General features: G+C 66.1%; 20 protein-coding genes and 1 pseudogene. 10 read left to right on the top strand and 11 right to left on the bottom strand.

The window, feature by feature from the left end:
- From RR928_RS05415 to surE, 10 genes are all read right to left on the bottom strand, one after another.
- A partial coding sequence (locus RR928_RS05415; protein ID WP_332548040.1) for a helix-turn-helix domain-containing protein occupies positions 1 to 679 on the bottom strand: 679 nt, incomplete at its 3' end.
- A gap of 13 nt (positions 680 to 692) precedes the next feature.
- Entirely contained in the window at positions 693 to 1,520 is an 828-nt protein-coding gene (gene pilW / locus RR928_RS05410) for a type IV pilus biogenesis/stability protein PilW (RefSeq protein WP_332548041.1), read from the bottom strand.
- A gap of 21 nt (positions 1,521 to 1,541) precedes the next feature.
- Entirely contained in the window at positions 1,542 to 2,663 is a 1,122-nt protein-coding gene (gene rlmN, locus RR928_RS05405; RefSeq protein ID WP_332681701.1) for a 23S rRNA (adenine(2503)-C(2))-methyltransferase RlmN, read from the bottom strand.
- Between the two features lie 81 nt (positions 2,664 to 2,744).
- Complete coding sequence (gene ndk / locus RR928_RS05400) at positions 2,745 to 3,170, bottom strand: nucleoside-diphosphate kinase (RefSeq protein WP_213304770.1); 426 nt, start codon at positions 3,168 to 3,170, stop codon at positions 2,745 to 2,747.
- Positions 3,171 to 3,268: 98 nt separating this feature from the next.
- The gene (locus tag RR928_RS05395; RefSeq protein ID WP_332681698.1) at positions 3,269 to 4,597 is read right to left on the bottom strand and encodes a pseudouridine synthase; all 1,329 of its coding nucleotides are present in this window, start codon (positions 4,595 to 4,597) and stop codon (positions 3,269 to 3,271) included.
- A 41-nt stretch (positions 4,598 to 4,638) separates the two neighbouring features.
- Positions 4,639 to 5,322, bottom strand: coding sequence for an SMC-Scp complex subunit ScpB (gene scpB, locus RR928_RS05390; RefSeq protein WP_332535075.1), 684 nt, complete (start codon positions 5,320 to 5,322; stop codon positions 4,639 to 4,641).
- A 148-nt stretch (positions 5,323 to 5,470) separates the two neighbouring features.
- The gene (locus RR928_RS05385) at positions 5,471 to 6,469 is read right to left on the bottom strand and encodes an RluA family pseudouridine synthase (protein ID WP_332535074.1); all 999 of its coding nucleotides are present in this window, start codon (positions 6,467 to 6,469) and stop codon (positions 5,471 to 5,473) included.
- Positions 6,470 to 6,529: 60 nt separating this feature from the next.
- Positions 6,530 to 7,408, bottom strand: a complete 879-nt coding sequence (locus tag RR928_RS05380; RefSeq protein WP_332535073.1) for a peptidoglycan DD-metalloendopeptidase family protein — start codon at positions 7,406 to 7,408, stop codon at positions 6,530 to 6,532.
- A 12-nt stretch (positions 7,409 to 7,420) separates the two neighbouring features.
- Positions 7,421 to 8,218 (bottom strand): protein-L-isoaspartate(D-aspartate) O-methyltransferase, encoded by a 798-nt coding sequence (locus RR928_RS05375; RefSeq protein WP_332535071.1) that lies wholly within the window; start codon positions 8,216 to 8,218, stop codon positions 7,421 to 7,423.
- Entirely contained in the window at positions 8,215 to 8,997 is a 783-nt protein-coding gene (surE, locus tag RR928_RS05370; protein ID WP_332535070.1) for a 5'/3'-nucleotidase SurE, read from the bottom strand. The genes RR928_RS05375 and surE overlap by 4 nt, the downstream gene beginning before the upstream one ends.
- Before the next feature lie 104 nt (positions 8,998 to 9,101).
- Between surE and RR928_RS05365 the strand changes: the two genes are divergently transcribed.
- The 7 genes from RR928_RS05365 to RR928_RS05335 all read left to right on the top strand — a co-directional run bounded on the left by RR928_RS05365 (position 9,102) and on the right by RR928_RS05335 (position 16,402).
- The gene (locus RR928_RS05365; RefSeq protein WP_332548043.1) at positions 9,102 to 10,076 is read left to right on the top strand and encodes an NADPH:quinone oxidoreductase family protein; all 975 of its coding nucleotides are present in this window, start codon (positions 9,102 to 9,104) and stop codon (positions 10,074 to 10,076) included.
- Positions 10,077 to 10,268: 192 nt separating this feature from the next.
- Positions 10,269 to 11,486 carry a sodium/glutamate symporter gene (gltS, locus tag RR928_RS05360; RefSeq protein WP_332535067.1) on the top strand — a complete coding sequence of 406 codons (1,218 nt, stop codon included), beginning with the start codon at positions 10,269 to 10,271 and terminating at the stop codon, positions 11,484 to 11,486.
- Positions 11,487 to 11,495: 9 nt separating this feature from the next.
- A complete protein-coding gene (locus RR928_RS05355) occupies positions 11,496 to 13,391 on the top strand; it encodes a gamma-glutamyltransferase family protein (protein WP_332681694.1) in 1,896 nt (631 codons plus the stop codon).
- Between the two features lie 3 nt (positions 13,392 to 13,394).
- A complete protein-coding gene (locus RR928_RS05350) occupies positions 13,395 to 14,969 on the top strand; it encodes a phospholipase D family protein (protein WP_332535064.1) in 1,575 nt (524 codons plus the stop codon).
- 49 nt (positions 14,970 to 15,018) lie between these two features.
- On the top strand, positions 15,019 to 15,267 hold the full coding sequence (locus RR928_RS05345; protein WP_332535062.1) for a ParD-like family protein: 249 nt from the start codon (positions 15,019 to 15,021) through the stop codon (positions 15,265 to 15,267).
- Positions 15,264 to 16,061, top strand: coding sequence for a type I methionyl aminopeptidase (gene map, locus RR928_RS05340; RefSeq protein ID WP_332535060.1), 798 nt, complete (start codon positions 15,264 to 15,266; stop codon positions 16,059 to 16,061). The genes RR928_RS05345 and map overlap by 4 nt, the downstream gene beginning before the upstream one ends.
- A gap of 5 nt (positions 16,062 to 16,066) precedes the next feature.
- Positions 16,067 to 16,402 (top strand): SMR family transporter, encoded by a 336-nt coding sequence (locus RR928_RS05335; RefSeq protein ID WP_332535059.1) that lies wholly within the window; start codon positions 16,067 to 16,069, stop codon positions 16,400 to 16,402.
- 554 nt (positions 16,403 to 16,956) lie between these two features.
- Here RR928_RS05335 and RR928_RS05330 read toward each other — a convergent pair.
- Positions 16,957 to 17,706 (bottom strand): SDR family oxidoreductase, encoded by a 750-nt coding sequence (locus RR928_RS05330; RefSeq protein WP_332535057.1) that lies wholly within the window; start codon positions 17,704 to 17,706, stop codon positions 16,957 to 16,959.
- Between the two features lie 107 nt (positions 17,707 to 17,813).
- On the opposite strand from RR928_RS05330, the gene RR928_RS05325 reads away from it, so the two are divergent.
- The 3 genes and pseudogenes from RR928_RS05325 to RR928_RS05315 form a co-directional block, all read left to right on the top strand.
- Positions 17,814 to 18,176 carry a winged helix-turn-helix transcriptional regulator gene (locus RR928_RS05325; protein ID WP_332535055.1) on the top strand — a complete coding sequence of 121 codons (363 nt, stop codon included), beginning with the start codon at positions 17,814 to 17,816 and terminating at the stop codon, positions 18,174 to 18,176.
- A gap of 25 nt (positions 18,177 to 18,201) precedes the next feature.
- A complete protein-coding gene (dnaG, locus tag RR928_RS05320; protein ID WP_332535053.1) occupies positions 18,202 to 20,220 on the top strand; it encodes a DNA primase in 2,019 nt (672 codons plus the stop codon).
- A 448-nt stretch (positions 20,221 to 20,668) separates the two neighbouring features.
- Positions 20,669 to 21,041: pseudogene (locus RR928_RS05315) on the top strand (RNA polymerase sigma factor RpoD); the annotation flags it as partial.

Raw genomic sequence — 21,041 nt, 5'->3', positions numbered from 1 at the left:
TACCGGCAACGGGCGTACCGGCGGCGGGCGCAGGCGTTTCGGCGGCGACAGGTGCGGCAGCCGATGCTGCGGCAGCCGGTGCTGCGGCAGCCGGCGCTGCGGCCGCGGGCTCGGCGGGCAGCGCTGCCGCCGGCGTATCGATGACCGCAGGCGCCACCGGTGTCTGCACGGCCGCAGCGTCGACAGGCTGGCTCACCGTCGCCGGCGCGTCTTGACCGCTGTCGTCGCGGTCAAGAATGCCGCTGGGCAGGAAATAAACGGCTGCAGCGCCGATCAGCAGCACCGCCACCGCGGCCACCGCCTTGGTCGAGACACCGCTGTTGCCGGCCGTCATGCCGCCGCCGCTCTTGCCTGCGCGCTCCTTGATGGGCGCGTTCAAATGCGTGCGCTGGGGATTGAGGCCCTGGGGCGCGTTGCGCGGCAGCTGGTCGAGCACCGGCTGGGCATCCATGCCCAGGCTGCGGCAGATGCTGGAAGCCAGCGCGCGCATGAACACGGTATCGGGGAAAGCCGCGTAATTGTCGGCCTCGAGGGCCTCGAGCTTGTGCACCGGCACCTTGAGCGCGCCCGCAAGCGCGGCCACATGCAGGCCCGCGGCCTCGCGCGCGCTGCGCAGCTGCTGGCCGGCGCTGGCGCGCGCTGGCGCCTCACTCTGTTGCGTCTCCAAAACACCGGACATCTGCAACTCTCTCTCACTCATTGAATGCACCCCGTTGATAGGCCAACCACTCGCGCGATTCCGGAAAACGCCTGCCCAGCGGGCCGGCCAGCTGCTCCATCGCCAGCCGGTCTCCCAGCGCACGCTCCACCTTGATGCCCAGCCACAGCGACTCGGCGTTGGCCTGCTCGCTGTTGTTCAGGCGGCGGATATAGAACTGGGCACGCGTCACATCCCCCTGAACATACAGCACGTTGGCCAGGTTGTAAGCGACAACCGGATTGCCGGCGTCCATTTCATAGGCCTTGAACAATGCTTCCTCGGAGGCCTTGACCTGGCCCGCGCTCTGCAGGCACAGGCCCTTGGCCATCCAGGTCTTGGCCCTGGCCTGGTAGCGCGGCTGCTCGAGCGCCTCGTTGAACAGCCGGTCGGCCTGCGCATAGCGCTTTTGCTGGCACAGCAGCCAGCCGTAGTTGTGCAGCACGTTCGCATCGCGCGGCGCGAGCGCCAGCGCGCGGCGAAAACCGTCCTCGGCGAGCTCGGCATCGCCGAGCTGCATGTAGATCAGGCCGCGCAGCTGGTGGGCTTCGGCATAGTTGGGATCGGTCGCGAGCGACTGCTTGACTTCGTCGAGCGCGACTTCGGTTCTGCCGAGCTGGAAATAACTCGCCGCGAGCTCCATGCGTATGCGTGCACGGCGGCGTATATCGGATTCGTCGGAAGGCGTGACGAGGTCGGCATGCGTGCCGCCGTCGATGCCGCGCGGACCACCCGCACAGCCGGTGAGCAGCACCAGCCCCAGGCAGGCTGCGAAGCCCCAGCCCAGGTAGGAACCTTGCCGTCCGATTTTTCCAGGATTCATGCAGTAAGCCTTATGGCTCCTTCAGGGAGAAGGAGCAATCATGATTGTGCGACGTTTTGCCATGCGCTCCGCGGCGCGCGTGCGGTCCTTGACGTCGCCGGCGAGTTGGCCGCAGGCCGCGTCGATGTCGTCACCGCGCGTCTTGCGCACGGTGGTCACGATGCCCGCCTGGGTCAGGATGCGCGCGAACTCGGTCACCTGGGCCGAAGGCGAGCGCAGCAGTCCCGAGGCCGGGAACGGGTTGAACGGAATCAGGTTGAGTTTGCACCATGGGCGGCCGTTGCCATGGCTGCGCACCAGATTCACCAGTTGCTGGGCATGCTCGGGTTGGTCGTTGACGCCGTCGAGCATGCAGTATTCGAAAGTGATGAAGTCGCGCGGCGCATGCTCGAGGTAGCGCTGGCACGAGGCCAGCAACTCGCTGATCGGGTATTTGCGGTTCAGCGGCACGAGGTCGTCGCGCAGCGCATCGTTGGGCGCGTGCAGCGACACGGCCAGCGCCACGGGGCAGTCCAGGCCCAGGCGGTCCATCATGGGAACGACGCCGGATGTGGACACCGTCACGCGCCGGCGCGACATGCCGTAGCCGTGGTCGTCGAGCATCACGCGCAGCGCGGGCACGAGGGCCGTGTAGTTTTGCAGCGGCTCGCCCATGCCCATCATCACCACGTTGGAGATGACGCGCTCGCTCACGCCCAGGCGCTTGCGCAGCGCATGTTCGGCGAACCACAGCTGGGCGAGGATTTCACCCGTCGTCAGATTGCGACTGAAGCCCTGGTGGCCCGTGGAGCAGAAACGGCAGCCCACGGCGCAACCGGCCTGGGACGAAATGCACAGCGTGCCACGGTCGTCCTCGGGGATGAACACGGCTTCGACCGCATTGCCATCGCCCACATCGAACAGCCATTTGACGGTGCCGTCCTGGGACACATGCTCGGTGATGACCGGCAGCGCCGTGACATGGGCACGCGCCTTGAGCTTCTCGCGCAGGGACTTGGCGAGATCGCTCATTTGTTCAAAGTCGCTCGCACCGCGCTGGTGAATCCAGCGAAACAGCTGCGTCGCCCTGAAACGCTTCTCCCCGAGCTGTTCGCAATAGGCGCACAGTCCGTCGAGATCAAATTCAAGTAGGTTGGTAGTCATATCGGCATGCGGGTCCACGCCGGCCGCAAGGCGCCGGCAGCAAAAGACCCGGAGGTCTTTCGCTGCACAGCGTCCAGGCGATCAACGCGAGTAGATGTTCAGGCCGGGGAAGAAGAAAGCAACTTCCACTGCCGCGGTTTCGGCAGCATCCGAGCCGTGCACTGCATTGGCGTCGATGCTGTCAGCGAAGTCGGCGCGGATCGTGCCGGCTTCAGCCTTCTTGGGGTCGGTTGCACCCATCAGTTCGCGGTTCGTCAGAATCGCGTTTTCGCCTTCCAGGGCCGTGATCATCACGGGACCGGAGATCATGAAGTCGACCAGGTCCTTGAAGAAAGGACGTGCAGCGTGCACAGCGTAGAACTGTTCAGCTTCGTTGCGCGACAGTTGCACCAGACGGGCAGCGACGATCTTCAGGCCAGCGCCTTCGAAGCGGGCGTAGATTTGGCCGATGACGTTCTTTGCAACGGCGTCGGGCTTGATGATGGAGAGAGTGCGTTCGATAGCCATTTGGTTTTCCTTGAGGGTTTTAAAGATTTTTGTCGGTAACAACAAAACCTCTTATTCTAGCGATCTCGGACATACACCTGACTCTCCACCGGGGACTGTCAGCGGCGACCGCGGCGCTGCGCCGTGGCGCGCTTGGCTTCCTTGCGCGCGCGCGACAGGCTGTCCTCGCCAATGAAACCGGGTTCGGTCTTGAGCGGATCGGCCTGCACTTCGCTGGCCTGCGTGGGCTTGCGGCCCGGACGCGGCGCGGCGGTGCGCGCAGCAAAAATGCCGCCGCCCTTGCGTGCCGGTGCCGGCGCACGGCCAGCACCGCCCGTACCCCGGGGGTTGGCCGGACGGCCCGTGCCACGTGGCGGGCGCTGCTCGCCTTCGCCTTCGGGGTTCTCGGCAGGAACGCGGGCCGCCTGGCGCAGTGCCTGGATGTCCTTCTCGTCGAGTTCCATGAACGCTCCGCGCTTGAGACCGCGCGGCAGCAGCATCGCGCCGTAGCGGATGCGGATCAGCCGGCTCACGGCGTGGCCCACGGCCTCGAACATGCGCCGCACTTCGCGGTTGCGGCCTTCGGAAATCGTCACACGGTACCAGCAGTTCGCGCCTTCGCCGCCGCCGTCCTCGATAGAGCCGAACGAAGCTTCGCCATCCTCGAGCTTGACGCCGTCGAGCAGGCGCTGCTTTTCTTCCTTGTTGAGCGCGCCGAGCACGCGCACCGCGTACTCGCGCTCCAGGCCGAAGCGCGGGTGCATCAGGTTGTTGGCCAGATCACCCGAGTTGGTGAACAGCAGCAGGCCTTCGGTGTTCAGATCGAGCCGGCCGATGGACTGCCACTTGCCCTGGTGCAGGCGCGGCAGGCGGCGGAACACCGTGGGGCGGTTCTGCGGATCGTCATGGCTCACGACTTCGCCCGCGGGCTTGTGGTAGGCCAGCACGCGCGCTTCGGGCGCTTCGATGCGAAAGCGGATGGGCTTGCCGTTGACCGTGATCTGGTCGCCGTACTGCACGCGCTGGCCCACGTGGGCCAGTTCCTTGTTGACCGAAATCTTGCCTTCGAGAATCAGCTTTTCCATCTCGAGGCGCGAGCCCATGCCGGCCTGGGCCAGCACCTTGTGCAGCTTGGGCGACTCGGCCTGGGGCGTGAGCACGCGCTTGGGCAGCGCGGCGTCCTCGATCTGTTCCTGGGCGTCGAGCTCGCCCGAAACCACATCGGCAAAATCAAAGCCGTCCTGGGGCGCGGGCGCGGCCGCGGCAGGCGCTACGGGCGCCACCGCGGTGGCGCGGCGCGGGCCCTTGCCGAACGCGCCCTTGACCTGCTGGGGACGTGGGCGTGGCTGGGGGCGCTGGCGTGCTGCAGGGCGCGCTGGCTCGTCTGCATCAGGCACGGGAGGCACCGCGTTGGGGTTGCCGTCTTTATCCGCCGTCGAATCATTCATCATTTTTTTCCTGTGTCGCATCACTGCGAGACCCTGTTTGTTCAAACCTGGGGCAAAAGCGAAGCCTGCCCGTCTAGGCCCGTGGTGCCCTGCACCGCGGCCGTCTGCGGCGCGTCACCGCCGTCCGATTCCTCTGCCGCGACCGCTGCCGTTTCGGGCGCGGCGGCGGCTGCTGCGTTCTCATCCAGCGCCTTGAAAAGGTCTGGCTGCGGCACGCCTGCCTGCATCGCGGGCAGCTGGTCCAGCGAGCGCAATCCCAGATCGTCCAGAAACTGCCGCGTGGTTGCGAGCAGCGCGGGCCGCCCCACCGTCTCGCGATGGCCTATGACTTCGACCCAGCCGCGGTCCTCGAACTGCTTGATCAGCAGGCTGTTCACGGTGACACCGCGTATGTCCTCGATGTCGCCGCGCGTGACCGGCTGCTTGTAGGCAATGATCGCCAGCGTCTCGAGCGCCGCACGCGTATAGCGTGGCGGCTTCTCGGGGTGCAGACGATCCAGATACACACGCATCTCGGGACGGCTTTGAAAGCGCCATCCAGAGGCCACCTGCACCAGCTCCACGCCCCGCAGCGCCCAGTCGTCGCGCAACTCCAGCAGCAGACCTTTGACAGTGTCGGTTCCAAGTGCATCGTCAAAAAGCGCCCGCAGGTCTCGCACGGAGACCGGTAAAGGCGCGCATATCAGAGCAGTTTCCAGAACCCGTTTGGCATCGACCGTATTCATCGTGCAGCGACTCGGGGTAACGCGCCCCGGTGTGGCGGGGCTGGGGAGACAGGCGAAAACGCAGGTGCGTCAGCGTGATCCGGGCATGGCGCTCGCGCGGCGCACACCGGAACCTGGGGCGAATTGTAGCCCAGGCCGCGCAAAATGCTCAGGCGTCCTGCGCTAAGCCCCAGGAATCGCAGGCTGCCTGCATGTCGGCCGGCAGCGGCGCGCGGAACTCCAGCGACTTGCCGGTCATGGGGTGCACGAACGCCAGACGGAACGCATGCAGGGCCTGGCGCTGCATGCCCGCGGCCGGATGGCCGCCGTAGGTGGTGTCCGCGACCAGCGGGTGGCCTATGGACGCCATGTGCACGCGAATCTGGTGCGTGCGCCCGGTGTGCAGCGTGCAATGCACCAGCGCGCCTTCGGTGCAGCCCGACAGCAGCGCGAAATCGGTCTGCGCGGTCTTGCCCGCGTGCAGGCCCAGATCGACGACGGCCATTTTCAGCCGGTTGCGCGGGTCGCGGCCTATGGGGCGGTTCACCGTGCAGGTCCTGGCGCCCAGCCAGGGCTTGTGCGCCAGCGCCAGGTATTGGCGGCTGACGTTGCGCTCGGCGATCAGCGCCACCAGCGCATCCATGGTCAGGCGGTCGCGCGCGACCACCATCAGGCCGCTGGTGTCCTTGTCGAGCCGGTGCACGATGCCCGCGCGCGGCACGACAGCCGCGCCCGGGTCGCGCGCCAGCAGCGCATTGAGCAGCGTGCCGCTCCAGTTGCCGGGCGCGGGATGCACGACCATGCCCGGGGCCTTGTTGATGACCAGCAGATGCGCGTCTTCGTAGACGACATCGATGGGCAGGTCTTCGGGCTGGAAGGCCTGGCTTTGCAGCGTGGGCCGCATCTCGATCTGCAACTGGTCGCCGGCCTTGACCTTGAGCGCGGCCTTTTCGACCACGCGCTGGTTGAGCTGGACCGCGCCCAGCGCCAGCAGTTGCTGCAGATAGCTGCGGGAGAATTCGGGCACCAGCGCGCACAGCGCCTTGTCCAGGCGTGTGCCGTGCTGGGCCAGGCTGACCGGGGCCTGGCGCGTTTCGAGAACTTCTTCTTCCAGCGCGCCAGACTCCTCACTGAGAGACGAATCCGGCTCGAGAGAATGAGAGTTCATGATGTAGGGGTGGAGCGCGGCACAGCGCCGTCCCGACGGACGGCGGCTGCGCGCAGCGCATTAACGGGAAGGCAGGTAGCGCGACGGATCGACAGGCTTGCCCTGGCGACGCACTTCGAAATGCAGCTTCACGCGATCGGCATCGGTGCTGCCCATTTCGGCGATCTTCTGGCCCTTGCGCACGCTCTGGTCTTCCTTGACGAGCAAGGTCTGGTTGTGCGCGTAGGCCGTCAGGTAGGTGTTGTTGTGCTTGAGGATGATCAGGTTGCCGTAGCCGCGCAGGCCGGCGCCGGCATAGACCACGCGACCATCAGCTGCCGCGAGCACCGGGTCACCGGCCTTGCCGGCGATGTCGTAGCCCTTGTTGCGCGCTTCGTCGAAGCCCGCGATCAGGCTGCCCGATGCCGGCCAGATGAAGCCCAGATCATCGTCGCCACCGGTTTGCGCCGAAGCCGCGGGCTTGGCCGGCGTGGCCGGAGCCGGGCTCACGGTGGCCGGCGGCGTCACGGTGGCATCGCCACCGGAGACCACGACAGGCGCGACCGTGCGGCCGCTGCCGGAGTCGCCGGACGACGACTGCGCCATGCCCGACGACGACGAAGACGCCGGCGGCACCACGCGCAGCACCTGCCCCACCTCGATCAGGTTGGGATTTTCCAGATTGCTCCAGCGGGAAATGTCCTTCCAGCTTTGGCCGGTTTCCAATCCGATGCGGATCAGGGTGTCACCGGGACGGACCGTGTAATAACCGGGCTTGCCCGCATTTTCAGCGCCGGGCAAGGGCTTGGCGGCCGGTGCCGACGACATAGAGCCTCCCGACGAGGCAGCCGTGCCCCGATCTTCCACTGGAGCCCTGTTCACTTGTGAACCACAGCCTGCAAGCACAAAACCCGCAAGCAGCACAGATCCCCAAGCCCCAAGACTTCGCGATACCAACATAAGCAATCCCTTTTAGGCAATACCAGATTTTAGTGGGACAAAGTTCACTGCCTCGAGAACCGTCCTTTTGAGCCCATAGGGCGTCTTGTCAATGACCAACAAACTTTGCCCGCCGGCGCCGTTGCCCATGGGCGCGACCAGACGACCGCCCACGGCCAGTTGCTCGCACCAGGCATCGGGAATGGCGTCGCCACCCGCGGCGGCGAGAATTCCCGCATACGGCGCTCCCTGGGCATAACCTAGCATACCGTCACCAAAGAGCAGATGCACATGCGCCAGCCGCAGCGGGCGCAGATTCGTGCGGGCTTTCTCGTGCAGACCGCGCAGGCGCTCTATCGAATAGACCTCCTGCGCCACGCGCCCAAGCACCGCCGCCTGGTAGCCGCAGCCGGTGCCGATCTCGAGCACGCGGCCCAGGCCGTTGCGTGCGCATTCGGCCCCCAGCAGCAGCGCAGTCATGCGCGCGACCACGCTGGGCTTGGAGATCGTCTGGCCCAGACCTATGGGCAGACTCGTGTCTTCATAGGCCTGATTGACCAGCGCGCTGTCGACGAAATGGTGGCGCTCGACGCTGGACATGGCCTGCAACACCTGTTGCGAATTCACACCACCTTGTGCCAGCCGCTGCACCATGCGGCTGCGCACGGCAATCGAATCAAGGCCTACGCCCATGGGCATGGGCATGGCTGCAGGCGCGCGCGCGGACTGGCCGGCACCGGGCTTGGCGCTTGGCTTGGCTCCGGACTTGGCGGCGGAAGGACTGGCCGAAGACGCAATCCACGAGGGGAAACCGGGAGGACGCTGCGTCACGGCGTCGACGCCTTGTCGGTGGGGTCAAGCATGCGCGCCGCGGTCTGCGCCCAGTAGCGCAGATTGTCATGGTCGGTCAGATCGACCTTGAGCGGCGTCATCGCCACATGGCCCTGGGCCGTGGCATGGAAATCCGTGCCATCGGCGTCGTCCTTTGCCGCGCCCGCGCTGCCGATCCAGTACATGACTTCTCCTCGAGGGCTTTCCTGGGTGATGACCCGCTCGGCCGCATGCCGGCGCCCTAGCCGACACAGCTTGAGCGAGCGCATGGCCGCGAGCGGCATATTGGGGATGTTGACGTTGAGCAGCCAGGGCGTGTCGCCCACGAGCTGCTGGGCCTGCATCTGCTGCACGATTTCGCGCGCCTTGGCTGCAGCAGCTTCGATTTCGGTCCAGCCCTTGTCAACCTGGGAAAACGCGATCGCCGGCACGCCGAACAGGTAGCCTTCCATGGCTGCGCCCACGGTGCCCGAGTAGATCGTGTCGTCGCCCATATTGGCGCCGTTGTTGATTCCCGACACCACGAGGTCGGGACGGTAGCCCAGCAGGCCGGTCAGCGCGATGTGCACGCAATCGGCCGGCGTGCCGTTGACATAGCGAAAGCCGTTGGGGGCCTGGTGCACGTACAAAGGCGAGTGCAGCGTCAGGGCATTCGATTTGGCACTGTTGTTGTGCTCAGGAGCGACCACCTCCACATCGGCAATGGTCTTCAACGATTCATAAAGCGCCACGAGTCCGGGCGCTTGATAACCGTCATCGTTGGAAATGAGGATTTTCATGGGATGGAGCGGATTGTAGGCGCCCTCCGACCCGTCGCCGCAGGGACAAGCTCAGGCAGGCACTCGCTTCTATCATTCAGGCAACAAAACGACAGGAGACCTGAATGCATGCTTGGCTGTGTACCACGCCCACGGGCGTCGATTCCCTGCAATGGACGGAGCTGCCTACGCCCCAGCCCCAGGCCGGCGAAGTCCTCATAGAGATCAAGGCCGCAAGCCTGAACTTCCCCGACATCCTGATCGTGCAGAACAAATACCAGATCAAGCCGCCGCTGCCGTTCGTGCCGGGCTCGGAGTACGCGGGCGTGGTGCGCGCCGTGGGCGCGGGCGTCGAGCATCTGGCCGTTGGCCAGAACGTCGCCTGCCTCACGGGCACGGGCGGCTTCGGCAGCCATGTGATTGCGCCGGCCGCGGCCTGCCTGCCGCTGCCCGCTGATTTTCCGCTGGTCGATGCCGCGGCCTTCATCATGACCTACGCGACCTCCCACCACGCGCTGATCGACCGCGCGCAGCTGCGCGCCGGCGAGACCGTGCTGGTGCTGGGCGCGGCCGGCGGCGTGGGCACGGCAGCGATCCAGATCGCCAAGGCCGCGGGCGCACGCGTGATTGCCGCGGCCTCGAGCGACGAGAAGTGCGCGCTGTGCACCACCCTGGGCGCCGACGCGACCATCAACTACAGCAGCAGCGACCTGCGCGAAGCCCTCAAGGCTGCCACCGGCGGCAAGGGCCCGGACGTGATCTACGACCCGGTGGGCGGCGATCTGGCCGAGCCCGCGTTCCGCTCCATCGCCTGGCGCGGCCGCTACCTCGTGGTCGGTTTCGCGGCCGGCCCGATTCCCGCCCTGCCCTGGAACCTGGCGCTGCTCAAGGGAGCATCGCTGGTCGGCGTCTTCTGGGGCGAGTTCCAGCGGCGCGAACCCCAGGCCAACGCCGCGATGATGGCCGAGCTGCTCGACTGGTACCGCGCAGGCCGTATCAAGCCCGTGATCGACACCACCATGCCCATGGCCGAGCTGCAGGCCGCCTATGCGCGCATGGGCTCGCGCGCCGTGATGGGCAAGCTGGTGCTGACGCGATGAGCTGACGGGGAAACAGCTGCCGCCGCTGTGGGCTTTGGCTCTGAGCGGGCCGCAAAGTGAGTGCTACACTGCGCGCCTTTTCCCGGCTGGCGCCGCGCGCGCCTGCCCCAGGCCGCGCACCGCGTGCCGGGCCTTGACGCCCGGCGCCGCGGCTGGGCGCGCAGTCACCTCGCTCCCCCCAGAAAATCCCGCATGCAACTGAGCTTCAGCACCTACTACACCCTTATCTGCGCAGCCCTGGTGCTGCTGGCCGGCAAATTCCTGGTCCACAGAATCCGTTTCCTGCGCGACTTCAATATTCCCGAGCCTGTGGCCGGCGGCCTGCTCGCGGCAGCGGTGATTTTCACCATCCACGAATTCACCGGCTACTCCTTCACGTTCAGCAGCGAGCTGCAGACCGGCTTCATGCTGCTGTTCTTCGCATCGATAGGTCTGAGCGCCAACTTCGCCAAGCTGCGCGCAGGCGGGACCGGCCTGGTGTTCTTTCTGGTGATCATCGCCGTCTTCATCCTGGTGCAGAACACGGTAGGCATGGGTCTGGCGACGATCATGGGGCTGGACCCGCTGATCGGCCTGATCGCCGGCTCGATCACGCTGGTCGGCGGCCACGGCACGGCAGGCGCCTGGGGCGTGGTGCTTGAAACCGAGCATGGCGTGCAAGGCGCGGTCACGCTGGGCATTGCCTGCGCGACTTTCGGCCTGGTCATAGGCGGCCTGATCGGCGGCCCGCTGGCCAAGGGCCTGATCACGCGCCACCGCCTGTCCAACCCCGCGGCCTCGGCCGCCGACACCACGGCCGCGCAGTCCAGCGACGCGAATTTCGAGAATCCGCAGAAAGTCCGGTTGATCACCACCGAGGCGGCAATCGAGACGCTTGCATTGTTTGCCGCCTGTCTGGGCTTTGCGGAGTTCATGACCGCCTTTTCCCGCGGCACGTTCTTCCAGCTGCCGACCTTCGTCTGGGCACTGGGCGGCGGCGTGATCCTGCGCAACACGCTGAACTACCTGTTCAACTTCCAGGTGTTCGACCGTGCGATCGACCTGTTCGGCAATGTGGGCCTGTCGGTCTATCTGGCGATCGCGCTGCTGTCGCTCAAGCTCTGGGAACTCAGCGGCCTGGCCGCGCCGCTGATGGTGATCCTGCTCGCGCAGACGCTGACCATGGCGCTGTACGCGGCCTTCGTGACGTTCCGCATGATGGGCAAGGACTACGACGCCGCCGTGCTCGCCGCGGGCCACTGCGGCTTCGGCATGGGTGCCACGCCCACCGCAATCGCCAACATGCAGGCCATCACCAACCAGTACGGCCCCTCGCACAAGTCGTTCCTCATCGTGCCCATGGTAGGGGCGTTTTTCATCGACATCGTGAATGCTGCGATGATTCAGCTGTTCATCAAACTATTGCCATGAGGTGAATCCATGCTGCCGCACGCGCCCGAACCGACCCGTTTGAATTCCTGGCAGCGCGCGGCAGTGGCGACCAGCCTGCTTGCCGCCGCGCTGCTTGCCGCCTGCGGCCATCTGCCTGCGGACGATGCCGCCGCGTCCGCCGCCAGCGCCCCCGAAGCCGCATCGGGCTGGAGCGAGAAGCCCGGCTGGGCCACGCAGGACTTCGCCGTTGCCTCGGGCCATCCCCTGGCAACGCAGGCCGGCTACGACATGCTGCGCGCCGGCGGCTCGGCCCTCGATGCCGCGATTGCCGTGCAGATGGTGCTGACGCTGGTCGAGCCGCAGTCCAGCGGCATAGGCGGCGGCGCCTTTCTGCTGCATGCCCAGGGCGACAAGGTGCAGGCTTACGACGGCCGCGAAACCGCGCCTGCTGCCGTCGATGAAAAGCTTTTCCTGCAGGCCGACGGCAAGCCGCTGGCCTTCAACGCCGCCATGGCCAGCGGGCGCTCGGTGGGCGTGCCGGGCGCGGTGCGCATGCTCGAGCAGGCCCACCGCGTGCATGGCAAGCTGCCCTGGGCGCAGCTGTTTCAGCCCGCGATCGATCTGGCCGAGAATGGCTTCCCCGTGAGCCACCGCCTGCATACGCTGCTGGGCAACGACAAGCTGCTGGCGCGCGACCCCGTGGCGCGCGCCTATTTCTACGACGCCGCGGGCAAGCCCTGGCCCATAGACCATCTGCTCAAGAACCCCGAGCTGGCCCAGGTGCTGAGCGGCATTGCATCCGAGGGTTCGCGCGGCCTGCTCGAAGGCCCGACGGCGCGGGCCATCGTCGACGCCGTGCGCACCCATCCGGGCGGCGCCGGCCGGCTGAGCCTGGCCGATCTTTCGGGCTACCAGCCGCGCGAGCGCCAGCCGCTGTGCCATGACTACCAAGTGCGGATTCCCGCAAGCCAGCACAGCTACCGGCTGTGCGGCTTTCCGCCGCCGAGTTCGGGCGCGATCGCCATAGGCCAGATCCTGGGCATGCTCCAGCAGACGCCCGCCAACGGAATGCCGCTGGGCGACGACGGCCTGCCGGGCGCCGAGTGGCTGCACTATTACAGCGAAGCCGCGCGCCTGGCCTATGCCGACCGCGCGCTCTATCTCGCCGACCCCGATTTCGTGCCGCCGCCGGCCGGCAGCTGGCACAGCCTGCTCGCGCCCGGCTATCTGAGCCAGCGCGCCCAGCTCATAGGCCCGCGTCACATGCCCACGGCCGCGGCCGGAACGCCTTCGCCCCAGCCCGCGCGCGTGTCGTTCGCGCCCATGGCGCAGCAGCCCGAATACGGCACCAGCCACATCAGCATCGTTGACGCCCATGGCAATGCGCTGGCGCTCACGACCACCATCGAAGCCCAGTTCGGCGCGCGCCGCATGGTCAACACCAGCCTGGGCAGCGAACGCCCGCGCAGCGGCGGCTTTCTGCTCAACAACCAGTTGACCGATTTCAGCTTCAGCCCGCGCGGCGCCAATGGCGCCCCCGTCGCCAACCGCGTGGAAGCCGGCAAGCGCCCGCGCTCGTCGATGTCACCCACGCTGGTGTTCGACAACGCCACGGGCCAGTTGCTCGCCAGCGCCGGCAGCCCCGGCGGCGCGCAGATCATCCACTACACCGGCAAGGCGCTCTACGCCATGCTGCACTGGGGGCTGATGCCCCAGCAGGCCATAGACCTGCCCAACTTCGGCAACATCGGCGGCCCGACGCAACTCGAGCAGCAGCGTTTTCCCGCGGCCACGGTGCGGGCGCTGCAGGCACGCGGCGGTGCGGTCCAGCAGATCGAGATGACCAGCGGCCTGCAGGTGATCGTGCGCGGCAGCGCCCACGGCCAGCCCATGTGGTTCAGCGGCTCCGACGCGCGCCGTGAAGGCAGCGTGATGGGCAACTGAGGCATGGCGCTTCCCCTTGTGCGTTCCGGCTGGCACCGGCCCGGGCCGGTGTTGCTGCTCGCCGCATGCAGCGCGCTGAGCACACTCAGCGCCTGCAGTCTGCCGCCGCTCGATCACCGGACGGCAAGCGCGGCGCTCGTGCACGAAACTGCCGCCGACACCCCGCTGGGCCGGGCGCTCGCCCCGCAGATCGCCGCCCATGCCGGACTCAGCGGCATTTACGCGCTGTCCGATCCGCTCGAAGCCTTTGCCACGCGCGCGCTGCTGATGCGCGCCGCGCAGCGCACGCTAGACGTGCAGTACTACATCTGGCACGACGACACCACCGGAGCGCTGCTGACGCAGGAGCTGCTGGCCGCGGCCGGGCGCGGCGTGCGCGTGCGCCTGCTGCTTGACGACGTGGGCACTTCAGGGCTGGATGCGCAGTGGAGCGCGCTCGACCAGCACCCACTGATCGAGGTGCGGCTCTTCAACCCCATGGTCGTGCGCCGGCCCAAGGCCCTGGGCTACCTCACCGATTTCGCGCGCGCCAACCGGCGCATGCACAACAAGTCGCTGACCGCCGACAACCAGGCGACGGTGATAGGCGGGCGCAACATCGGCGACGAATATTTCGGCGCGACCGACGGCGTGCTGTTTGCCGACCTCGACGTGCTGGCCGTGGGCGCCATCGTTCCCGAAGTCTCGCAGGACTTCGACCGCTACTGGGCCAGCGACTCATCCTATCCCGTGGCGCCGCTGCTGCCGTCCCACCCCGACCAGCGCCAGCGCCTGGATGCCAGGCTCGGCCAAGCCGCCGCCGCGCCCGCGACGCAGAATTACCGCAGCGCCGTGGTGCGCACGCCGTTTCTGCAGCAGTTGCTGCAGGGCGTTCTGCCGCTCGAATGGGCGCGCGTGCGCATGGTCAGCGACGACCCGGCCAAGGGCCTGGGGCGGGCCACACCCCCAGGGCTGCTGGTGACGCAGCTCGCGCCCATCATCGGCACGCCGCAGCATTCGCTGGATCTGGTCTCGCCCTACTTCGTGCCCACGCAGGCCGGGGTCGCGGCGTTCGCGCAGCTGCGCCAGCGCGGCATACGCGTGCGCGTGCTGACCAACTCGCTGCAGGCGACCGATGTGGCCATAGTCCATGCGGGCTATGCGCGCTGGCGCCGGGCGCTGCTGGACCAAGGCGTGGAGCTCTATGAAATGCGCCCCGGCCCCGGCGAGGCGGCCGAGGAACAGGGCTCGGGACCGCTGGGCAGTTCGGGGGCCAGCCTGCACGCCAAGACGTTCGCGATCGACGCGCAACGCGTGTTCGTGGGCTCGTTCAACTTCGACCCGCGCTCGGCGCTGCTCAATACCGAGCTGGGTTTCGTGATCGACAGCCCGCGGCTTGCCGGCCAAGTGTCCGACGCTTTCGAGCAGCAGATTCCGCTGCGCAGCTGGCGCGTGCGCCTCGACGCGCAAGGCCGGCTCGAATGGCAGGGCGGTGCCGGCAACCCGGCGCCGATCCACCACACCGAGCCCGAAAGCCGCTGGTTCGAACGCGCCTGGCTGCGGCTGCTGGGCTGGCTGCCGATCGAATGGCTGCTGTGATCGATGACGCGCAGTATACGAAACGTAATGGAACGTATAATCGCGCCGCATGGGAATCGTCAAAATATCCGACGCACTGCATGACAGCGTGCGCACCGCCAGCACGGCCTTGAGCCGTTCCATCAACGCACAGGCCGAACATTGGCTGCGGGTCGGCATGATGGCCGAACTCCATCCGCAGCTGACCTACTCCGACATCTGCCAGCTGCTGATCCAGCACGCGAGCACGCCAGCGTCGTTTGCGCTGCCCGTGCCGCCGCGCCTGCAGGCCCAACAGACGCCTGGAGCCGCGCAATGAAACGCTCCATTTCCACGCCCATCCATACCCTGTCCGACATCGCCCAGTCGCGCCAGGCGGGCCATCTCGCCGCCGATGTGCTGCGCATGCTGGTGCCCCATGTGCGCGCCGGCGTCAGCACCAATGATCTCGACAAGCTGTGCCACGACTACATCGTCGACACTCTGGGCTGCATTCCGGCCAACATCGGCTACCACGGCTATACCAAGACCATCTGCGCTTCGGTCAACCATGTGGTGTGCCACGGCATACCGTCGGACCGCGACATCCTCAAGGACGGCGACATCGTCAATGTCGACGTGGCGCTGATCAAGGACGGCTGGTTCGGCGACACCAGCCGCATGTACATGGTCGGCGAGCCGCGCGCCCAGGCCAGGCGCCTGGTGCGCACCGCCTATGAAGCGATGCGCGCAGGCGTGCAGGCCGTGCGCCCCGGCGCGACGCTGGGCGATGTCGGCCATGCGATCGAAAGCGTGGCCAAACGCGAACGCTTCACCGTGGTGCAGGAATACTGCGGCCACGGCATTGGTCAGATCTACCACGACACGCCCGACGTGCTCAACTACGGCGTGGCCGGCCAGGGCCTCAGGCTGGAGCCAGGAATGATCTTCACCATCGAGCCCATGCTCAACGCCGGCAAGGCCGCGACGCGCGAGCTCAGCGACGGCTGGACCGTGATCACCAACGACAAGTCGCTGTCGGCCCAATGGGAGCACATGGTCTGCGTGACCGAGACCGGCTACGAAGTGCTCACGCCCTGGCCCGAAGGCACGGGCGATTACGCAGCGCTCTGACATCCATGTCGATCAGCTATCTGTATCTGGCGCTGGCCATCGTCTGCGAAGTCATCGCGACCTCTTTCCTCAAGAGCGCCGAAGGCTTCACGCGGCTGTGGCCTTCGCTGATCACGGCCACGGGCTATGCGCTGGCCTTCTTCTTCCTGTCGCTGACGCTGCGCACCGTGCCCACGGGCGTGGCCTATGCGATCTGGTCGGGCGCGGGCATCGTGCTGGTCTCGGCCATCGCCTGGTTCTGGCAGGGCCAGACGCTGGACGCCGCGGCGCTGATCGGCATGGGGCTGATCATTGCGGGCGTGCTGGTGATCCAGCTGTTTTCTTCGTCCACGGGGCATTGAGGTCAGGTCGTTCATCTTTTGCCGCGGCCCGCTCGTGGCGAGCCTCGCCAGGCGCGCCCGTTGAACCATGAACGGCCCATCCTCATGCCCGCGCAATCAAACTTAATGCCGCAGCGAAAAGCCATTCATCCTGAGCTTTGTCAGGGCATTGAATACCCCTTTTCACCACACCATTGCCCCCTTGAATCTCTCAAGAATTGAGCTGATTCATTCAATCCAGGTGTTTCAGCATTTTCTGAAACAAGAAAATCAGCTGATAAAACAATTACTTAAGAGAATAAATATTCAGGACACCGGCAGACTTCAGCTATCCAAGTCTCATGTCTTATATAAAACATCATTTATTAAAATAAAAGCCTGGCAGCAAGGCCGGGAGCTTCCTACAATTGCATTCGTTCCCGCATGACGCCCTGCCCCGCCGCTTTCGCCGGCCCCGGCGGTGGCGAGAAAATCGGCCCGGAATCAACAGACAACAGAGGACCACCCCGGCATGTACCGGGGCGGAGGAGACCGGCCCGCATCGCAAGGTGCGGGCCATTTTTATTTCCAGCGTTTCACAGATTCCCCACTCCGCCGTCAACCTGCAGCTCGGTGCCCACGACATAGCTTGACTCGTCGCTGGCCAGAAACACCGCGGCCTTGGCCAGTTCCAGCGGCGTTCCCAGCCGGCCAATCGGCACCAGCTTGCGTATTTGATCGCGCAGCGCCGCTTCCTCTTCGGGCGGCAGACCCAGCTTGCCCAGCGCCGCGGTTTCGGTGGGCCCGGGGCTCAGGCCGTTGACGCGTATGCCGCGCTCCCACAATTCGCCCGACAGCGTGCGCGCCAGCGACAGCAGCCCGGCCTTGCTCGCGGCGTAGGCGCTGCTTTGCGGCAGTCCGATATGCGCGCTGACCGAGCCGCAAAGAATCACCGACGCGGGATTGGCCAGCAGCGGCAGCAGGGCCTGCAGCAGAAAGAACGGGCCCTTGAGGTTGACTCCCATGAGCTGGTCGTAGGCGGCTTCGTCCCAATCCTGCAGCGGGCGATGCGTCACATCGCCCGCATTCGCATAGAGCACGTCGAGGCGCGGCCAGTGCCGCGCGAGTTGCTGCGCCAGCACGCGCTGGCCTGCAATGTCACCCGCATCGCTTTGCAGCAGCAGCGCCCGATCGCCAAGTTCGCGCCCCGCGGCCGACAGCGCCGCCTCGCTGCGGCCGGTGATCGCCACCGTCGCGCCTTCGGCGAGAAACTGGCGTGCGGTCTCCAGCCCTATGCCGCCCGTGCCGCCTGTAATGAGAGCGTATTTGCCTTGAAGTCTGGCCATGTCCTTGAATCCCCAGAAGAAACAAAGCCGCATTGTTCAATCAATAGTATCCTTTGCATAGTAGGCACCATTTGGATACTGGATACTAAACAGGCGGATGAATAGCCATGAACTCTCCCGACACGCAACGCTGCCCCATGGTGGACTTCGTGAACCTGATTTCCGGCAAATGGGCGATTCCCATCCTGTACCGGCTGATCGTCATTGGCGCGCCCGTGCGCTTCAGCGCACTGCAGCGCGCGATCGCGCCGATCACGCAAAAGGAACTGACCAAGCAGCTGCGCCTGTTCGAGCAGCGCGGCCTGGTGCGCCGCACGGTCTACGCCGAAGTGCCGCCGCGCGTGGAATACGAAATCACCGCGCTGGGCCGGAGCCTGCGGCCCACGCTGGATTCGCTCGCCGGCTGGATGCGCGGCCATGCCGATCAGCTGCTGCGCGCGCCGCACCTTGCCCCTGAGCAGCCAAATTAGCGCCGGATAGTTCAAAATACGCCCGGTGTCCATTCCCCAATCGTTTATCCAAGAGCTGCTGTCCCGCGTGGACGTGGTCGACATCGTCGGCCGCTATGTGCAGCTGCGCAAAGGCGGCGCGAACTTCATGGGGCTTTGCCCCTTCCATGGCGAGAAGTCGCCGTCGTTCAGCGTCAGCCCCTCCAAACAGTTCTATCACTGCTTCGGCTGTGGCAAGAACGGCAACGCCATCGGCTTCCTCATGGAGCATGCGGGCATGGGCTTCATAGAAGCCGTGCAGGACCTGGCCGGCCAGGTCGGTCTGGTCGTGCCCCAGGACGACATCAGTCCCCAGGAGCGCCAGCGCCAGGCCGCGCAAAAGGAAAAGCAGGCAACGCTCACCGACGTGCTCGAGAAGGCCGGCGATGCCTACCGCCGCCATCTCAAGGACTCGCCGCACGCCATCGCCTATCTCAAGGGCCGCGGTGTCTCGGGCGCCACGGCCGCGCGCTTCGGCCTGGGCTATGCGCCCGAAGGCTGGCGCAGCCTGGCGAGCGTGTTTGCCCAATATGACGACCCGCTGCTGCACGAAAGCGGCATGGTGATCGTCAACGAGGAAGACAACAAGCGCTACGACCGCTTTCGCGACCGGCTGATGTTTCCCATCCGCAACGTCAAGGGCGAATGCATAGGCTTTGGCGGACGGGTGTTCGGCGACGAGAAGCCCAAGTACCTGAACTCGCCCGAAACGCCGGTGTTCCACAAGGGGCGCGAGCTCTACGGCCTGTACGAGGCGCGCAACGCGCTGCGCGAAATGGGCTATGCGCTGGTCACCGAAGGCTATATGGACGTGGTCGCGCTGGCCCAGCTGGGCTTTGCGAATGCCGTCGCCACGCTGGGCACGGCCTGCACGCCCGACCATGTGCAAAAGCTGTTCCGCTTCACCGACGCCGTGGTGTTCAGCTTCGACGGCGACGGCGCGGGCCGGCGCGCAGCGCACAAGGCGCTCGAAGCCGCGCTGCCCTACGCGACCGACACGCGCAGCCTCAAGTTCCTGTTCCTGCCGTCCGAGCACGACCCCGACAGCTTCATCCGCGAATTCGGCACCGATGCGTTTGCGCGCCAGGTCGGCGACGCCAAGCCGCTGAGCCGCTTTCTGATCGACGCCGCCAGCGAAGGCTGCGACCTGGGACTGCCCGAAGGCCGGGCACACATGGCCAGCAATGCCAGGCCGCTGTGGACGCTGCTGCCCGACGGCGTGCTCAAGCGCCAGCTGATCGCTGAAATTGCCGAGCTGGCGCAGCTGCAGCTGCAGGATCTGAGCGAGCTCTGGAGCAAGGAGCCCGCGCGCCCCGGCATGCGCAGCGCCGCCGCGCCCGGCCATGACGCCGGTGGTTTCAGCGCGGGCGCCGCGCCCGACATGGACTGGGGCAACGACATGCCGCCCGGCGCGGGCGGCTACAGCGGCGGCCAAGGCGGGGGCTACAACGCCGGCAGCCAGAGCGGCGCCTGGAGCCCGCCGCAGGGCAAGGGCAAGAAATGGGAAAAAGGCAGCTGGGGGCGCGACCGCCAGCCCGCCAACCGTTTCGACGCCGCTTCGCGCGGTCCGCGCGGCGCACCCGCCACCAAGACCGACCAGGCCGCGCGGCTGCTGATGGCGCACATGGAATTCATGGAAGAGCTCACGCACGAGGATTTCGACGCGCTGGCGCGCTGCGGCGCGCCGCACGGTCACTTGTTTTCGTGGCTCGAAGCCCAATTTCAGGAATATGGCGCCCAGCCCTGGGCCGTGTTGCGCGAGCGCTTGCAGGAATGCATGGACGCGGGCGTGGCGCCCCTGGCCGAGCGCCTGATGACCGGCCCGCATGCCCAGCCTGAAGGCGAGCTGCCCGAATTGCGCCGTGAACTGCGCGGCGTGCTCAACCGCGTGCTGATCGACCACCTCAAGCAGCAGACCCATACGGTCGCGATGGCGATCTCCACCGATCCCCATGCCGCACAGCAACTGCGAGATATATACACTCGCTTACAATTTTTAGAAAATGAAACGCGCAACCCCTCTTGAAATCGCTGGACAAAGATATAATTAAAGGCTAGCGGCAAGAGCGACAGCAGCACCTCCGGACCGGGTCAACGTGAAAAACACGTCATTGCAGCAACTGCATGGACCCAATTTACCGCAAGGACTGCACCCCAAATGTTCGCCCAGACATCTTGCCCGGGAGATCTTTCTCCGGATGCTCAACCTGCCTATGGCGGGATCGCATCCATTGCGCCGGAATCTTAGGCGCTTGTGTTTTCTTTGTGTGTTTGATTTTGAATCCGAGGTGTCCATGCCTGTTCCAAAGTCCCCGAAGTTGCCCAAGTCTGCCATTGGCCCCGCTGCAAATTCCGAAAAATCTGTGCCTGCAACCGCAGCTGCCAAGGCCGTGCCCCAGGCATCGGCCAAGACCGTAACATCTGCGACCCCAACAGCGGCTGAGCCCCCAGCTGCTGCCAAGAAAGTCAAATCCGTGGCCACCAAGACCTCTGCTGAACTCATCGCCGCCGCCGACGCCCTGCTCGCGGCAGCCGCCCCCGCCAAGCGCGGCCGCAAGCCCAAGGCTGCGGCCGAAGACGGCGCCGAACCCGCCGTGAAGAAGGCCCCCGCGGCCAAGAAGGCGGTGGCTGCTGCCGACAAGACGCCGGCCAAGCGCGGCCGCAAGCCCAAGTCCAAGGAAGACGGCGACGACATGGACGACACCGACCTGTCGGACATCGAGTCCGATCTGGAAGGCGAAGTCGAAGCCGTCGAAACCACGACCACGACGACGACCGAAAAGGTCAAGCCGCTGCGCATGAAGATCAGCAAGGCCAAGGAACGCGCCTTGATGAAGGAATTCGGCC

The sequence above is a fragment of the Comamonas sp. genome (assembly GCF_036666375.1).
In the GTDB taxonomy this organism is placed as follows: domain Bacteria; phylum Pseudomonadota; class Gammaproteobacteria; order Burkholderiales; family Burkholderiaceae_C; genus Comamonas.
The sequence above is the reverse complement of the archived record's forward strand: the minus strand, read 5'-3'. Positions and strand labels throughout refer to the sequence as shown.

Bases quoted from the DNA above. Each gene is read 5' to 3' on its own strand.
- RR928_RS05365 (WP_332548043.1), top strand. From the start codon at position 9,102: ATGCATGCTTGGCTGTGTACCACGCCCACGGGCGTCGATTCCCTGCAA.
- pilW (WP_332548041.1), bottom strand. From the start codon at position 1,520: ATGAATCCTGGAAAAATCGGACGGCAAGGTTCCTACCTGGGCTGGGGC.
- map (WP_332535060.1), top strand. From the start codon at position 15,264: ATGAAACGCTCCATTTCCACGCCCATCCATACCCTGTCCGACATCGCC.
- RR928_RS05325 (WP_332535055.1), top strand. From the start codon at position 17,814: ATGAACTCTCCCGACACGCAACGCTGCCCCATGGTGGACTTCGTGAAC.
- ndk (WP_213304770.1), bottom strand. From the start codon at position 3,170: ATGGCTATCGAACGCACTCTCTCCATCATCAAGCCCGACGCCGTTGCA.
- surE (WP_332535070.1), bottom strand. From the start codon at position 8,997: ATGAAAATCCTCATTTCCAACGATGACGGTTATCAAGCGCCCGGACTC.
- rlmN (WP_332681701.1), bottom strand. From the start codon at position 2,663: ATGACTACCAACCTACTTGAATTTGATCTCGACGGACTGTGCGCCTAT.
- RR928_RS05385 (WP_332535074.1), bottom strand. From the start codon at position 6,469: ATGAACTCTCATTCTCTCGAGCCGGATTCGTCTCTCAGTGAGGAGTCT.
- RR928_RS05380 (WP_332535073.1), bottom strand. From the start codon at position 7,408: ATGTTGGTATCGCGAAGTCTTGGGGCTTGGGGATCTGTGCTGCTTGCG.
- scpB (WP_332535075.1), bottom strand. From the start codon at position 5,322: ATGAATACGGTCGATGCCAAACGGGTTCTGGAAACTGCTCTGATATGC.
- RR928_RS05350 (WP_332535064.1), top strand. From the start codon at position 13,395: ATGGCGCTTCCCCTTGTGCGTTCCGGCTGGCACCGGCCCGGGCCGGTG.
- RR928_RS05395 (WP_332681698.1), bottom strand. From the start codon at position 4,597: ATGAATGATTCGACGGCGGATAAAGACGGCAACCCCAACGCGGTGCCT.
- RR928_RS05355 (WP_332681694.1), top strand. From the start codon at position 11,496: ATGCTGCCGCACGCGCCCGAACCGACCCGTTTGAATTCCTGGCAGCGC.
- gltS (WP_332535067.1), top strand. From the start codon at position 10,269: ATGCAACTGAGCTTCAGCACCTACTACACCCTTATCTGCGCAGCCCTG.
- RR928_RS05330 (WP_332535057.1), bottom strand. From the start codon at position 17,706: ATGGCCAGACTTCAAGGCAAATACGCTCTCATTACAGGCGGCACGGGC.
- RR928_RS05335 (WP_332535059.1), top strand. From the start codon at position 16,067: ATGTCGATCAGCTATCTGTATCTGGCGCTGGCCATCGTCTGCGAAGTC.
- RR928_RS05345 (WP_332535062.1), top strand. From the start codon at position 15,019: ATGGGAATCGTCAAAATATCCGACGCACTGCATGACAGCGTGCGCACC.